Consider the following 14,010-nt stretch of genomic DNA (forward strand, 5'->3'; position numbering starts at 1 on the left):
ATGCCCGCTTGTCGCGTGGAAGACCAGAGGCGGCGACGTTCAGGCGAGAGAGGCGATGATCGCGCGCAGGCTGGCGATGCCCTCACCCTTTTCGCTGCTGGTCACCACGATCTCGGGGTAGGCGGCGGGATGTTTCGACAGCCGGTCGCGCACCTGGGCGAGGTTCTTTTGCTGTTCCTCTGCCTTGACCTTGTCCGCCTTGGTCAGAACCACCTGAAAGGTGACGGCAGAGCGGTCCAGCAGGGTCATGATCTCATCGTCCACGTCCTTGATTCCGTGGCGGAAATCGACCAGCACAAAGGCGCGGCGCAGGCTGACGCGGCCCGCAAGGTAGGATTTCAGCAGCGCCTGCCATTTGGCCACCACGGCCACCGGCGCATTGGCAAAGCCATAGCCCGGAAGGTCCACCAGATAGCGTTCGCTGCCCAGCGTGAAATAGTTGATTTCCTGCGTGCGGCCCGGTGTGTTGGACGCGCGGGCCAGCCCCTTGCGCCCGGTGAGCGCGTTGATCAGGCTGGATTTTCCCACATTGGACCGCCCGGCAAAGCAGACCTCTGCCCTGTCATCGGGGGGCAGGCCATCCATGGCGACAACGCCTTTGAGGAAATCGACGTCGCCGACGAACAATTTGCGCGCGGCCTCGCGGGTTTCGTCATCGGGCTCTTCGGCCAGGGGGAAAGACAGTTGCATCAGAGTACCTCGATACTGTCGCCGGTGGTGATCCGGCCGCCGCGCAGGACCTCTGCCCGGACCGAAAAGTCGCGGTGGTCCCAACTGTCGAGCGCGCCAAGCACGTTTGTATCACGCTGGCCGGTGTCCGGGTTGTTATGGGTCGCAAGGCATCTGTCGGTGCGCTCACGCGGGATCAGGACGGCCTCGCCAATGCGGATCTCGCGGTCGATCCAGTCGAATTCTTCCCAAGGCGCGCCACCGTCGAACCAGAGGTTGCCGCGCCAGCGATGGATCGACAGCGGATGGCCGACCCGCTGTTCCACCGCCCGGTGCGAGGACAGGTTGCACAGGGTGATCGACGGAAAGTCGCTGTCGGTAAAGCCGCGCTGTTGACCCCGGACCACGCGGACCGATTGCGCCCGGTTCTCGGGGATAAATCCCTGCCCCCAGTCGATCAGCCTGTCGCCTTCGGTGTCGGGATGAAATGTCAGATCGTCGCGATCCGGGTGGCTTAGCGTGACTTGTTCCGTCGCCTCATCAAGGCGCGCCGTGATCGCGGCCAGCGCGGGGGCCTTGGAGCCGCGCGAAAAGTGCTGGCAGGACACCCATTCGCGACCGTCCGCCTGAGATTGCTCATGCGCGACGGCCCAATGGCGGTCCCAAGGCAGGGTCTGCCCCTCGGTCAAGGTGACCGCATCCAGTTCTTCCCGACCGTGGCTTTTGATCGGAAAGCGCCAGATCGCGGTCAGTTGCCGGGTCATTTCTTGACCTGCTCCTTGTCCTTCTTCTTCACGCTGGCCTTGATGTTGCCCATGATGTCCGGCGAATAGCCGTGGCTGCGCATGATCAGGTACTGCTGCGTGAAGGTGATCACGTTGTTGGTGATCCAGTAGACCACCAGACCGCTGGCAAAACCGCCCAGCATGAACATGAACACCCATGGCATCCAGGCAAAGATCATCTGTTGCGTCGGATCGGCGGGGGCCGGGTTCAGCTTTTGCTGCAACCACATCGAGATGCCCAGCAGCAGCGGCAGGATGCCGATAAAGACCAGCGCAAGGATCGACTGCGGATCGGGCGCGCCCCATGGCAGCAGGCCGAAGAGGTTGTAGATCGAGGTCGGGTCAGGCGCGGACAGGTCGTTGAACGGGCCAAAGAAGTTGGCGTGCCGCAGTTCCAGCGTGACAAAGATCACCTTGTAAAGGCTGAAGAAAATCGGGATTTGTAGGAGGATCGGCAGACAGCCCGCGGCCGGGTTCACTTTTTCCTTCTTGTAAAGACCCATCATCTCTTTCTGGAGCTTCTCACGGTCGCCGCCGGCGCGCTCCTTGATCTTTTCCATCTCCGGCTGGAGCTCCTTCATCTTGGCCATCGAGGCGTAGGACTTGTAGGCCAGCGGGAAAAGGACCGCCTTCAGCAGCAGGGTCAGGGCGATGATGGCCAGACCCATGTTGCCGATGTGCAGGTTCAGCCAGTGCAGCACGGCAAAGATCGGCTTGGTCAGGAAAAAGAACCAGCCCCAGTCGATGGAGTCGAGAAAGCGGTCGATTCCGGCCTTCTGATAGGCGCGGATGGTTTCCCATTCCTTGGCACCTGCAAACAGTTTGGAGCTGACTTCGCGGGTCTCACCGGGGGCCAGCTGAACGGTCGGCAGCACGGCCTCTGTCTGATAGATGTCGCGGCGGGCGTCGTATTTCACCACCGATTTGAATGGCGTGCCCGCGTCGGGGATCAACGCCGCCATCCAGTAGTGGTCGGTGAACCCGATCCAGCCGGTATCCTGAACGCGCTGAACCGTGGCCTGCGTGCCCTCGGCGGGGACAACTTCGAGATCGGGGATGTTCTTGTACTTGGTCTGTTCAAGGATGCCATCCGACATCTGAAGCGCGCCTTCGAACAGCACGAAGAAGTTCTTCAGGTCGCCGGGTTCGCCATGGCGGGCCAGCACACCATAGGGCGCAAGCGAAACCGTTGCGGCACCGGCGTTTTCCACCGTTTGGGTGACCGAGAACATGAAGTCCTCATCGACCGAGATTGTCCGGCGGAACACAAGCCCCGCCGGGCTGTCCCAGCGCAGGGTCACAGGCGAGCCGGTGCCAAGGGATGTGCCGGACTCGACCGTCCATGGCGTGTTTGCGCCGGGGACGTCCTCAAACGCCAGCCCGTTGCCGGGTGCCCAGCCGAAGAGCGCATAATAAGGATTGGTGCTGCCGACCGGATCAAGCAGCTGGACGATGGGCGACTCGGGGCTCAGTTCCTTGTGGTAGTCCTTGAGCCGCAGGTCGTCGATGCGCCCGCCGGTAAGAGAGATCGACCCTTCAAGCCGGGCCGCGTCCAGCGGCAGGCGCGGTGCCTCTGTCGTGTCGGCGCTGGCGGCGGCGGGATCTTTTGCGACCGGGGTCGCGCCGGCAACGGGTGCGGCGCGCGGGGCCGTGGCGACGCCATCGGGGGACAGCGGCGTGTCGGTTTCTGTCACGACCGGCGCGTTGGGGTCCTCGACCGGCTCCGGTGGCGGAAACAAGAGGAACCATACAAGGATCACGACCATGCTGAGCGCTGTCGCGAGAAGCAGGTTCTTGTTCTGATCGTCCATGAGGGCGGCCACCTATCCGTTGAAAGTCACCGCTGGGTTCAAACGGTCCGCGCTGCAAAGGTCAAGCGGAATCCCCCTGTCAGAGGCGGTGTGGCGCAGGTGCGCCGACAGAAAAGGGGGCCTTTACGCGGGTCAGGCGTGGTCGGGCACATGAAAGAGTGTCTTTGGGGGCGATGCGGAGTCAGGCGGTGCCGCGACCGAGCCTCTGCGCTTCGGCGATGCGGGCCTCGTGGCCATGCGCCCAGTCGACCAGATTGTCGGCTGGCATCGGTCGGGCAATGCCAAAGCCCTGAACGTGATCGCAGCCCAGTTGCGACAACAGCGCGTGTTCGCCAACGCTCTCGACGCCCTCGGCGATGGTTTCCAGCCCCAGCCGGTCGGCCATGCCAAGGACGGCGGCCAGCATCCGATGTTGTTCCTCGTCGCGGTCGACGCGGGTGACAAAGCTGCGGTCGATTTTCAGCCGGTGCACCTTGAACCGGCGCAGCGAGGTGATCGAGGCATGGCCGGTGCCAAAATCGTCGAGGTCGATGTGGCACCCGATCCGACCCAGTTCGACAATGTTGCGGGCCACAATCCCCTCGGGCGCGCCGGCGATCACGGTTTCCAGAACCTCGATCCCCAACCGTTCCGCGGTCAGGCCAAAGCGGTCCAGTTCCCACTGGATGCGCTCGACCAGTCGGGGGTCGCGCAGTTCCGGATCGGAAAAGTTCACACTGACGCGCGGGATGTCGAGACCGGACTGGTCCCAGCTCCGCAGGGCGGTCAGCGAATGCTGCAAGATGACCTCGCTGAGGTGGGTCATCCGTCCAGCATCCTCCAACACGCGCAGGAACTGGGCCGGGGGAACGATGCCGCGTTCGGGATGTATCCACCGCGCCAGCGCCTCGACCCCGCTGATCGCCCCGGTCGAGGTGCAGATCTGCGGCTGGAACCACGGCTGGATCTGTCCGTTCGACAGGGCGCGGTCGACCTCATTGCGCAGGTTTTTCTGTTCGATATGGGTCTGGCGCATGTTTTCGGACCAGGCGCGGATTGTGGACGGGCCTTTGGCGGTGGCATCGTCCAGCGCGATTTGGGCGGCCTCAATCAACTGCTTTCCGGTTGCTTCGTTCCGCAACCGCAGGCTGCCGCAAAATCCGATGGAGGCGGACAGGTAACGCATGGTCTGGTCGACAGGCGTGGGTTCCTCAATCGCGTTTTGCAGGCGTCCGGCAAGCTGCAACAACGCCTCCAGATCCAGTCGCAGCGACGGCGCAAGCAGCACCAGATAGCGATTCTCACCGAACCGAACCGCCATGTCGTCACGGCGCAGCGTCTTGCGCAACCGGTCCAGCGTCAGTTCCCGCAGGTTGTCGACTGTCGGATCGTCCGCCTGCCGCGCAATCTCTTCAAGGCCGTCGATTTCGATCACCATGCAGGCCGTGGCAAGATTGGCGGCCTGCGCCCGGTCCAGCGCCTGTTGCACCAACCGGGCGGCGGCGAGGGAATCAACGATGTCGGACTGATCGCCGCGGGGCCGATCGGATGCGGAACTGCCCGGCAATCCGGCCAGCAGGAAGAGCACCGGTGTCCCCAGCGCGACAACCAGCAAGAGCGATTCCCCGCCCAGCCAGAAGGCCGCAAGCGCGATGGCCGGAAGAAATGCCAGTGCCTCTGGCCCCTGCAAACCGCGCCGCACCGAGGCGCGCAGCCTGTTTGGAAATGCGCGAAGTGACGCAAACATGCCCGTATCCTTGCTCTTCATAAGAGGGACACTAGGCCACGTCGGTAACTCGAAACTTAACGCCAGCGGCAGTTTTTCACGTTTTAGGCGAAACCTTGTCGCGCATGAGGCCCGCGAAATCGAAAAGCGCAGGGTCCAGCATATGCGAGGGGCGGACATTCATCAGCGAACGGAACATGACCTGCCGCCGTCCGGGTGAATTTTTCTCCCATTCGTCAAGGATTTGCTTGACCTGCTGCCGTTGCAGCCCGTCCTGAGATCCGCACAGATCGCAGGGGATGATCGGATAATTCATCGCCCGCGCGAATCGGTCACAATCGACCTCGGCCACATGCGCCAGCGGGCGGTAGACAAACAGATCGCCCTCTTCGTTCACCAGTTTCGGCGGCATCGTCGCCAGCCGGCCGCCGTGAAAGAGGTTCATGAAAAAGGTTTCCAGAATGTCGTCGCGGTGATGGCCCAGCACCACCGCCGAACAACCCTCTTCGCGGGCGACCCGGTACAGGTTGCCCCGACGCAGGCGCGAGCAAAGCGCGCAGAACGTGCGCCCTTGGGGCACCTTGTCGACGACGATGGAATAGGTGTCCTGATACTCGATCCGGTGCGGGACGCCCATCTTTTCCAGAAATTCCGGCAAAACGGTCGCGGGAAAGCCCGGCTGCCCCTGATCCAGATTGCAGGCCAGCAGATCGACCGGCAGCAGGCCGCGCCACTTCAGCTCATGCAGGATGGCAAGCAGGGTGTAACTGTCCTTGCCGCCGGACAGGCAGACCAGCCATCTGGCACCCTCTTCGACCATGCCATACTGCTCCACCGCCTCGCGCACGTTCTGCACGATCCGCTTGCGGAGCTTTTTGAACTCGGTGGATTTGGGCGCCCCGTAAAAGAGCGGGTGAATGTCGTCGGCATCGTCCAGCATGGGCTGCACATAGCGGCAAGGCGGTGCCGTGGCAACGGCGGCGACGGGGCAGGCTGCGCGCCCGCCCCGCGCCTTCAGCGCAGGCTGTTCAACATTGCGGCTCCGGTCGACGGCAGCGCCGGGCTGGCCGGGACGGCACCGATGTCGCGGCGCAAATGATCGCTCAGCGGCAGATCGGCAGGCGGGCCGTGGTCTGTGGGGCCCGCACGAAACAGGCCGGACAGCGCGGACAGGAAGGCGGGGCGCGGGGCCACCGCCGCAGGAAGGAAAAGGGTATCGAAAAAGGTCATGTCTTTCGCCCGGACAGGGTCCGGCCTTTCAATTCGGACGGAACAGCGCGGCAGCGCCCGCGACAAAGCAGGCCGGAATGCGCGGTCCCGAAATCAGGATGAAACTTGAGAAAACTGGGGTGTCAGGCCAAAGAGCGCTTTACCCGCGCAGGTCACCACAGAGGCAAACGACCCGGACATGGGTGAGCGATCGAATCATCATCATGTTTGCCTCCTTTGCTGCGGGTTGAACCTGCGGCAGGTCATACACGATTCCCCGCCACAAACCTAGCATTCCAAGGGTAGGGAAAACCGCCAGTTGGTGCCGGTTCAGTCGGGCACGTTGTCGATGCCCGATCCGCCCCAGGGGTGGCACCGCACGATGCGCCGGGCCGCCAGCCAGCTGCCTTTGATCGCGCCGTGTTTTTCCAGCGCCTCCAGCGCATAGACCGAACAGGTGGGGTGATAGCGGCAGCCGTGGCCGACCCAGGGGCTGAAAAGCAGCCGGTAGGCGCGGACAGGCAGGGCAACGATATGGGCCAGCGGTGTCATCACTGGGGGCCGTGAATCTTGCGCAGGGCGCGGCGCAGGTCGGTCTGGAGCGCGGAGAAATCGCGCCACGCGGTCTTTTCGGCGCGCCCGATCAGGACATAGTCCCAGCCCTCGACGCCCATGTCGGGCAGGATCAGGCGCGCGATTTCGCGCAACCGGCGCTTGGCGCGGTTGCGGGCGACGGCGTTGCCGACCTTTTTCGAACAGGTAAAGCCGACACGAATGCCCTCTGCCTCGCCCGGCGCGCGTTGGCGGCCTTGCAGCAGAAAGCCCTCACAGGGCACGCGGCGGGCGCGGGCGGCGCGCAGGAAATCGGCGCGCTTGCTGAGAACGGTCAACGGCAAAAAGGCCGCCTCGGATTGCTCCGGGGCGGCTTTTGCGGTGGTCACGTCCCGCTCCGCTGCGTCAGGCGTGAGGCTCAGGCGCTCAGGCTCTTGCGGCCGCGGGCGCGGCGTGCGTTCAGGATCTTGCGGCCTGCTTTGGTGGCCATACGGGCACGAAACCCGTGGCGACGCTTGCGGACGAGGTTGGACGGCTGAAAAGTGCGTTTCATCGCGGCTACTCCGGTTCATTGCCCCAGAGCGACTCGGGGACAGGAAATTCGAAGCCCTGCCTATAGGGGGGCAAAAGGCATCTGTCAAACGGGTGTCATGCTTTTTCGCCCGCCTCGCGCGGAGGGGTCTGAAACACCTGTCCACGCGTGGACAGACCACAGGGCACACGGAATCAACGGCTTACAGAGGCGTTTTTACCTTTTCTTCACCTTTGCACAGCCCGGTCAAGCCGCCGACCCGCGTCAAATCACCCGGATCTTCTGCCGCTTTGCAACAAACCACCGGCGTCACGGGGCGGGAAATGTTTCACTCTGGCCTTTGCGGGCCGGATTTCTCACGTTTGGCATGATCCGGGATCAAGCGCCCGTGAACCCCCTGTTGCCGGGACCGTCCGCGCCGCATGTTTTATGCCAGCAGACACCGACAAAGGCCCTCGACCACATGAGTGACATGACCCAGACCCCGCATCGCCCGACCGGCCTGAAACGCCACCTGCCGCTGATCGCCATCGCCATCGCCGCCGTGGCGGGGTATTTCGCGCTGGGCGATGTGCTGAGCTTTCAGACGCTGGCCGACAACCGCGAGGCGCTGCTGGCCTTTCGCGACAACAACTATGTCGCCACGTTGACGGTGTTCCTGCTGGTCTATGTGGCCATCGTGGCCTTTTCCCTGCCCGGTGCCACCATCGCCACGCTGACCGGCGGGTTCCTTTTTGCCACCTTCCCCGGCAGCCTGTTCAACGTGATTGCCGCCACGACAGGCGCAACGGCGATCTTTCTGGCGGCGCGCTGGGGGCTGGGCGCAAAGCTGGGGGAGCGGCTGGATCATTCGCAGGGCATGGTCAAAAAGATCAAGGAGGGCATCGACGAGAACCAATGGTCGATGCTGTTCCTGATCCGGCTGGTGCCGGCGGTGCCGTTCTTTATCGCCAACCTTGTGCCGGCTTTCCTTGAGGTGCCGCTGCACCGCTTTGTGGTCTCGACCTTTCTGGGCATCATTCCGGGCACGGTGGTCTATACCTCTGTCGGGGCCGGTCTGGGCGAGGTGTTCGAACGGGGAGAGACCCCGGACCTGAGCATCATCTTCGAGCCGCATATCATCGGCCCGATCCTTGGTCTTGCGGCGCTGTCTGCCCTGCCGATCCTCATCAAGGCCATTCGCGGCAAGAAGGGTCTTTGAGATGGAAAACCTGACCTGTGATCTGCTGATCTTTGGCGCCGGGTCCGGCGGGCTGTCTGTTGCGGCGGGGGCCAGCCAGATGGGCGCGGATGTGATCCTGCTGGAGGGTCACAAGATGGGCGGCGATTGCCTGAATTACGGCTGCGTCCCGTCCAAGGCGCTGATCGCCAGTGGCAAGACCGCCTATGCGATGGCCCATGCCGAGGTTTACGGCGTCGCGGATGCCGCGCCGCAGGTGGATTACGCCGCCGCACAGGGCCATGTGGCCGATGTGATCGCGCAGATCGAACCGGTCGACAGCCAAGAGCGGTTCGAGGGGTTCGGCGTGCGGGTGATCCGGGAATACGGGCGCTTTACCTCGGACCGCGTGGTCGAGGCGGGCGCGTATCGCATCACCGCGCGGCGGATCGTGATTGCCACGGGTTCGTCGCCGCTGGTGCCGCCGATCCCCGGTCTGGACGACGTGCCCTATCTGACCAATGAAACCCTGTGGGAACTGCGCGAGCGGCCCGACCATCTGCTGATCATCGGCGGTGGTCCCATCGGCATGGAAATGGCGCAGGCGCACCGGCGGCTGGGGTCACAGGTGACGGTGATCGAAGGGGCCAAGGCGCTGGGCAAGGACGACCCGGAACTGGCGCAGATCGTGCTGGAGCAGTTGCGCGCCGAGGGGATCGAGATCGCCGAAGAGGCGCTGGCGCAGGAGGTGCGCGGCCAAGAGGGTGCCATCGAGGTGGAAACCAAGGATGGGCGCGTCTTCAAAGGCTCTCACCTGCTGGTGGCGGTGGGGCGCAAGGCCAATCTGGATAAGTTGAACCTGACGGCGGCAGGGGTCGAGACGACCAAGACGGGCGTCAAGGTGGACGACAGCCTGAAGACCAGCAACCGGCGCGTCTATGCCATTGGCGACGCGGCGGGCGGCCTGCAATTCACCCATGTGGCGGGCTATCACGCCGGAATTGTCATCCGTTCCGCGCTGTTCGGCCTGCCCGCCAAGACCAAGACCGCGCATATCCCCTGGGCCACCTACACCCAGCCGGAACTGGCGCAGATCGGCCTGACAGAGGCGCAGGCGCGCGAGAAACACGGTGATCGGCTGGAGGTGGCGCGCTTTCACTATCACCACAACGACCGCGCTATCGCAGAGCGCAAGACCAAGGGCCTGATCAAGCTGATGGTGGTCAAGGGCAGGCCGGTGGGCGTGTCGATTGCGGGTCATCAGGCGGGGGAATTGATCAACCTTTGGTCGCTTGTCATCGCCAACGGGTTGAAGATCAGCGCGGTTTCCAACATGGTCTCCCCCTATCCGACGATTGGAGAGATTAACAAACGCGTCGCGGGGGCCTATTTCTCTCCGAAGTTGTTTGAGAACGACACCGTCAAGAAAGTGGTCCGGTTTGTGCAGCGCTGGCTGCCCTGAATGCGATAACGCCTTATGCTCAATACCCTTTCCGGCCGATTCCTGATCCTGACCGTCATCTTCGTGATGATGGCCGAAGTGCTGATCTTTATGCCGTCGGTGGCGCGCTTCCGCGAGGATTACCTGCTGGCGCGGCTGGAACGGGCGCAGATCGCGTCGCTGGCGCTGCTGGCGGACGACATGATCGAGCCGGAACTGGAGGCGGAACTGCTGGCCAATGCGGGGGTCTACAACGTGGTGCTGCGGCGCGACGAGATCCGCCAGTTGATGCTGTCCTCCCCGATCCCCGGCGAGGTGTCGCAGTCCTTTGATCTGCGCGACGCCCCGGCGTGGGAATTGATGCGCGATGCGCTGGCCTGTCTGGTGGATACGCGGCCGCAGGTGATCCGGGTGATGGGCGCGCCGTTGCAGGACGGCGGCGAGTTGATCGAGGTCACGATGGACAGCGGCCCGTTGCGGGCGGCCATGGTCGATTACGGCGTGCGCATCCTGCTGCTGTCGGCGGTCATTTCCATCATCACGGCGATGCTGTTGTTCCTTGCGGTGCGCCGCCTGCTGGTGAAACCGATCAAGCGGGTGGTGGGCCACATCCAGAAATACGCAGAGGCCCCCGAGGACGCGCGGCGGATCATCCGCCCCTCGGCCACCGTGCGCGAATTGCGCGAGGCCGAGGAGTCTTTGCAATTGCTCCAGACGCAGTTGACGCAGGCGCTGCGGCAGAAGGACCGGCTGGCACAACTGGGCGGGGCGATGGCGCGGGTCAGCCACGATCTGCGCAACATCCTGACCTCGGCGCAGTTGTTCACCGACCGGATCGAGATGTCCGAGGACCCGGCGGTGCAGCGGATGGCGCCCAAGCTGGTGAACTCGATCACCCGCGCGATTTCGCTGTGCGAGAACACGCTGGCCTTTGGTCGGGCAGAGGAGCCCGCGCCCAGTCTGATGCTGTTCAACCTGTCGGAACTGACCAATGAGGTGCTGGAGGCAGAGCGGCTGGCGCTGGACGATCACGACGTCAGCCTGTCCGAGGACATCCCCGCCAGCATGACCGTGCGCGCCGATTCCGAGCAGATCTATCGCGCGCTGTCGAACCTGATCCGCAACGCGCGGCAGGCGATTGTCGCCACCGGGCAACCCGGTGAGATCAACGTGGCCGCCCATGCCGAGGATGAGGATTGGGTGATCACGGTGTCGGACACCGGGCCGGGCCTGCCGCCCAAGGCGCGCGAACATCTGTTTCAGGCGTTTCAGGGCGGCGTGCGCAAGGGCGGGTCGGGGTTGGGTCTGGCGATTGTCGCCGAACTGGTGCGCGGCCACGGCGGCAGCCTGCGGCTGGCACACAGCGATGACACCGGCACCTGCTTTGAGATCCGCCTGCCGATGGGTGACGCAAGCTGAGCGCCTGTGTCAAGTGAACAGCAGGTCGCTGGCGTCCAGCGACAGGGTGCCGTGAAAGGTGACGGCAAGCGTGCCGGTGGCGTCAAAGAGCAGGGTCAGACCGTCCGCCCCGAAGGTGACATTGGCCGTCAGCGCGGCGTCGGCGGCGTCGATCACGCCGTCGGTGTTCGCGTCGAAATCGGCGAAACTGTTGTACCCGGCCCCGACGCCCAGCACGCGGGCCACGTCTGCGCCGTCGAGGCCGAAATCAAAGATCATGTCCTGCCCGAACACGCCGTCAAAGACAAATTCGTCGTCGCCCGCGCCGCCGCTCATCTGGTCATTGCCGGTGCCGCCGGTCAGGGTGTCGCTGCCCGCCTGTCCGGTAAGCCGGTCGTTGTCTGCGCCGCCAAGAAGCAGGTCATTGCCCTCACCACCCTGCAAGAGGTCGCGGCCTTCCAGCCCGCTCAGGGTGTCGTTGCCATCAAGGCCGCGCAATGTGTTCGCCCCTGCGTCACCGATCAACACGTCCCCCGCGCCGCCGCCGATCAGCACCTCGAATCCCGCGATGCTGTCGCCGGAGGCTGCGCCGCCGGTCACCTGTGGGCCCAGCTGGACATTCACGGCCAGGGTAAAGGCGGCATAACTCAGAGTGTCCATGCCTAGGCCACCATCAAGGCTGTCGCCGCCGGGACCGGCGTAGATGACGTCGTCGCCATCGCCTCCCAGCAGGGTGTCGATATCTGCGCCGCCCGAGAGGGTGTCGTTGCCCTGTTCGCCGTTGACGAAATCCCGGCCCTCCTGTCCCGCGATCAGATCGTCGCCGTAACCGCCCATCAGGATGTCATTGCCTTCATTGCCGTGCAGGGTGTCATGGCCAATGATCTGTGAGAATGAACGCTCGCCGCGCAGGGTATCGTTTCCGGTGCCACCGATCAGCAGGTCATCCCCCGCCCAGCCCAACAGGCTGTCGTCGCCGTCGTTGCCATAGAGCGTGTCGTTGCCGCTGTTTCCCCAGATATCATCAGCGGCGGCATGGCCAAAGATCAGGTCATTGCCGTCGCCTCCGTATATGTCGTCCAGCCCTGACCCGCCCGAGATCGTGTCGTTGCCGCCAAGGCCGGAGATGTCGTTGCCAGCCGCCGACCCGATCAGGGAGTCGTCGCCGATGTTTGAGCCAATGACCGCTTCGAAGGCATTGATGCTGTCGCCCTGCGCGTCGCCACCCGAGGCGGTATTCAGCAGGAGGTTCACGGTGACGCCGGTGAGACTTGCCGAGTAGTCCAGCGTGTCAAAGCCATCAGTGCCCATAAGCGAGTCTGCGCCCGGTCCGCCGGTGACCTTGTCATCCCCGGCACCCGCATTCACCGTGTCGTCGCCCGGCCCGCCCGAGATGACGTCATTGCCCGAGGCGCCGGTCAGGCTGTCGTGGCCGTTGCCACCGTCGAGCGTGTCGTTCAGCAGTCCGCCATCCAGCACGTCGGCACCGTCGCCGCCGATCAGCCTGTCCTTGCCGTCGAACCCAAAGAGAGTGTCGTCTCCAACGCCCCCGTCCAACGTATTAGCAAGATGATGGCCCTCTAGCCGGTCATTGCCTGCGCCGCCGATGACGCCTTCGAAGCTGAGGATGCTGTCGCCGGTGGTTTCCGCGTCTCCTGAGACAGTGTTGTTCCAAAGGCGAACGGTGACGGCCGTTGGGGCATTGGCATAGCTGACGATATCGCCCAGACCGACCGATCCGATCAAGGTATCGGCCCCCGCTCCGCCTTCGAGCAGGTCATCGCCAGAGGCGCCGAACAGGCTGTCGTCTCCGGGCCCGCCGATCAAGGTGTCGTCGCCGAAACCGCCGCTGAGAGTGTCGTTGCCGGGGCCGCCGTCAAGCAGATCCTGCGGGCCGTCGTCAGGGTAGAGGTAGGCGCTGGACGCGTTAAGAACGTCGTTACCCTCGCCTCCGATCAACGTGTCTAGGCCGTCGCTGTCTCTCAGCGTGTCGTCGCCGGCATTGCCGATCAGCAAATCATTGCCGCCGCCGCCCACGAGGGAATCATTGCCCGCTCCGCCGTCGATGATGTTCGAGCCGCCATAGCCGATCACCGTGTCATCGCCTGTGCCGAGTTCGGCCGAAGAGACAGATTGCAGAATGTCGCCGTTCACGAGCGGATCGCCGTATGGCAGTTTGTCAGGGGTGTAGCCCCAGACAAGGGTCAGCCAGACATTGCCGGTGGTCGCGGAATAGTCGGCATGGACACTCCCGGTTGTCCAATAAATATTGTCCGCGCCAAGACTGCCGACGTAGGTGTCATTCCCCGAGCCGCCGAAGAGCGTGTCTTCGCCGTCGCCGCCATCCATAAGGTCATTGCCAACATTGCCTTGGAGCACGTCATCGCCGCCCAGACCGCGCAGCGTGTCGTCCCCCTCAAGGCCAAAGATCGTATCCGCGAGCGGTGTTCCGGGGAGGTCTTCCCCGATTGGGGTTCCGTAAATTACTGCCATGAGACCGACTCCGACACAGGTTGCTTGGGACCTGTCTAGCAGGCGGGCTACAAGCGGCATTGATTTGGCGCATGGGGCCCTGCATCTTTTGCGGGATCATCCACAAAAACCTTGCCAAGCCCCTTGCCAAGGCCGGACACGGGGGGTAAATCCCCCCCTCACGGACCGATAGCTCAGCTGGATAGAGTACTTGACTACGAATCAAGGGGTCGGGGGTTCGAATCCTCCTCGGTCCGCCACTACCACCCGGTAGGGC

At 63.7% G+C, this 14,010-nt stretch carries 13 protein-coding genes and 1 tRNA gene; 4 read left to right on the forward strand and 10 right to left on the reverse strand.

Annotation, left to right across the window (positions count from 1 at the left end; all coding sequences use genetic code 11):
* Positions 1 to 39: 39 nt before the first annotated feature.
* The 9 genes from yihA to rpmH form a co-directional block, all read right to left on the reverse strand.
* Entirely contained in the window at positions 40 to 690 is a 651-nt protein-coding gene (yihA, locus tag ACN0S5_RS14615) for a ribosome biogenesis GTP-binding protein YihA/YsxC (protein ID WP_417209420.1), read from the reverse strand.
* On the reverse strand, positions 690 to 1,433 hold the full coding sequence (locus tag ACN0S5_RS14620) for an MOSC domain-containing protein (protein ID WP_417209421.1): 744 nt from the start codon (positions 1,431 to 1,433) through the stop codon (positions 690 to 692). The genes yihA and ACN0S5_RS14620 overlap by 1 nt, the downstream gene beginning before the upstream one ends.
* Positions 1,430 to 3,265, reverse strand: a complete 1,836-nt coding sequence (yidC, locus tag ACN0S5_RS14625) for a membrane protein insertase YidC (protein ID WP_417209422.1) — start codon at positions 3,263 to 3,265, stop codon at positions 1,430 to 1,432. The genes ACN0S5_RS14620 and yidC overlap by 4 nt, the downstream gene beginning before the upstream one ends.
* A 181-nt stretch (positions 3,266 to 3,446) precedes the next feature.
* The gene (locus ACN0S5_RS14630; RefSeq protein ID WP_417209424.1) at positions 3,447 to 4,991 is read right to left on the reverse strand and encodes a putative bifunctional diguanylate cyclase/phosphodiesterase; all 1,545 of its coding nucleotides are present in this window, start codon (positions 4,989 to 4,991) and stop codon (positions 3,447 to 3,449) included.
* Between the two features lie 76 nt (positions 4,992 to 5,067).
* Entirely contained in the window at positions 5,068 to 5,910 is an 843-nt protein-coding gene (gene ttcA / locus ACN0S5_RS14635) for a tRNA 2-thiocytidine(32) synthetase TtcA (protein WP_417209425.1), read from the reverse strand.
* Positions 5,911 to 5,984: 74 nt separating this feature from the next.
* Positions 5,985 to 6,200, reverse strand: coding sequence for a hypothetical protein (locus tag ACN0S5_RS14640; protein ID WP_417209426.1), 216 nt, complete (start codon positions 6,198 to 6,200; stop codon positions 5,985 to 5,987).
* Positions 6,201 to 6,509: 309 nt separating this feature from the next.
* The gene (gene yidD / locus ACN0S5_RS14645; protein WP_417209427.1) at positions 6,510 to 6,731 is read right to left on the reverse strand and encodes a membrane protein insertion efficiency factor YidD; all 222 of its coding nucleotides are present in this window, start codon (positions 6,729 to 6,731) and stop codon (positions 6,510 to 6,512) included.
* Positions 6,731 to 7,120: a ribonuclease P protein component gene (gene rnpA, locus ACN0S5_RS14650; RefSeq protein ID WP_417209429.1), complete on the reverse strand. Its 390-nt coding sequence runs from the start codon at positions 7,118 to 7,120 to the stop codon at positions 6,731 to 6,733. The genes yidD and rnpA overlap by 1 nt, the downstream gene beginning before the upstream one ends.
* 29 nt (positions 7,121 to 7,149) lie before the next feature.
* Positions 7,150 to 7,284 (reverse strand): 50S ribosomal protein L34, encoded by a 135-nt coding sequence (gene rpmH, locus ACN0S5_RS14655; RefSeq protein WP_012177012.1) that lies wholly within the window; start codon positions 7,282 to 7,284, stop codon positions 7,150 to 7,152.
* Between the two features lie 442 nt (positions 7,285 to 7,726).
* Between rpmH and ACN0S5_RS14660 the strand changes: the two genes are divergently transcribed.
* Genes ACN0S5_RS14660 through ACN0S5_RS14670 form a run of 3 tightly spaced genes read left to right on the forward strand, consistent with a single transcriptional unit; the run spans position 7,727 to position 11,282 of the window.
* On the forward strand, positions 7,727 to 8,464 hold the full coding sequence (locus ACN0S5_RS14660; RefSeq protein ID WP_417209430.1) for a TVP38/TMEM64 family protein: 738 nt from the start codon (positions 7,727 to 7,729) through the stop codon (positions 8,462 to 8,464).
* Position 8,465: 1 nt separating this feature from the next.
* On the forward strand, positions 8,466 to 9,884 hold the full coding sequence (locus tag ACN0S5_RS14665) for a dihydrolipoyl dehydrogenase family protein (protein ID WP_417209431.1): 1,419 nt from the start codon (positions 8,466 to 8,468) through the stop codon (positions 9,882 to 9,884).
* 15 nt (positions 9,885 to 9,899) lie between these two features.
* Positions 9,900 to 11,282 (forward strand): sensor histidine kinase, encoded by a 1,383-nt coding sequence (locus ACN0S5_RS14670; protein ID WP_417209433.1) that lies wholly within the window; start codon positions 9,900 to 9,902, stop codon positions 11,280 to 11,282.
* 9 nt (positions 11,283 to 11,291) lie between these two features.
* On the opposite strand, the gene ACN0S5_RS14675 is transcribed toward ACN0S5_RS14670, so the two are convergent.
* The gene (locus ACN0S5_RS14675; protein WP_417209434.1) at positions 11,292 to 13,754 is read right to left on the reverse strand and encodes a calcium-binding protein; all 2,463 of its coding nucleotides are present in this window, start codon (positions 13,752 to 13,754) and stop codon (positions 11,292 to 11,294) included.
* A 162-nt stretch (positions 13,755 to 13,916) separates the two neighbouring features.
* Here ACN0S5_RS14675 and ACN0S5_RS14680 point away from each other — a divergent pair.
* Positions 13,917 to 13,993: transfer RNA gene (locus ACN0S5_RS14680), tRNA-Arg, on the forward strand.
* Positions 13,994 to 14,010 lie beyond the last annotated feature (17 nt).

Origin of the sequence: Antarctobacter sp., assembly GCF_048262615.1 — a bacterium.
GTDB lineage: Bacteria > Pseudomonadota > Alphaproteobacteria > Rhodobacterales > Rhodobacteraceae > Antarctobacter.

What these genes read in the sequence shown, in the direction of transcription:
- yidC (WP_417209422.1), bottom strand. Translation starts at nt 3,265, where the DNA reads ATGGACGATCAGAACAAGAACCTGCTTCTCGCGACAGCGCTCAGCATG.
- rpmH (WP_012177012.1), bottom strand. Translation starts at nt 7,284, where the DNA reads ATGAAACGCACTTTTCAGCCGTCCAACCTCGTCCGCAAGCGTCGCCAC.
- yidD (WP_417209427.1), bottom strand. Translation starts at nt 6,731, where the DNA reads ATGACACCGCTGGCCCATATCGTTGCCCTGCCTGTCCGCGCCTACCGG.
- yihA (WP_417209420.1), bottom strand. Translation starts at nt 690, where the DNA reads ATGCAACTGTCTTTCCCCCTGGCCGAAGAGCCCGATGACGAAACCCGC.
- ACN0S5_RS14620 (WP_417209421.1), bottom strand. Translation starts at nt 1,433, where the DNA reads ATGACCCGGCAACTGACCGCGATCTGGCGCTTTCCGATCAAAAGCCAC.
- ACN0S5_RS14665 (WP_417209431.1), top strand. Translation starts at nt 8,466, where the DNA reads ATGGAAAACCTGACCTGTGATCTGCTGATCTTTGGCGCCGGGTCCGGC.
- ACN0S5_RS14675 (WP_417209434.1), bottom strand. Translation starts at nt 13,754, where the DNA reads ATGGCAGTAATTTACGGAACCCCAATCGGGGAAGACCTCCCCGGAACA.
- ACN0S5_RS14640 (WP_417209426.1), bottom strand. Translation starts at nt 6,200, where the DNA reads ATGACCTTTTTCGATACCCTTTTCCTTCCTGCGGCGGTGGCCCCGCGC.
- ACN0S5_RS14670 (WP_417209433.1), top strand. Translation starts at nt 9,900, where the DNA reads ATGCTCAATACCCTTTCCGGCCGATTCCTGATCCTGACCGTCATCTTC.
- ACN0S5_RS14630 (WP_417209424.1), bottom strand. Translation starts at nt 4,991, where the DNA reads ATGTTTGCGTCACTTCGCGCATTTCCAAACAGGCTGCGCGCCTCGGTG.
- ttcA (WP_417209425.1), bottom strand. Translation starts at nt 5,910, where the DNA reads ATGCTGGACGATGCCGACGACATTCACCCGCTCTTTTACGGGGCGCCC.
- ACN0S5_RS14660 (WP_417209430.1), top strand. Translation starts at nt 7,727, where the DNA reads ATGAGTGACATGACCCAGACCCCGCATCGCCCGACCGGCCTGAAACGC.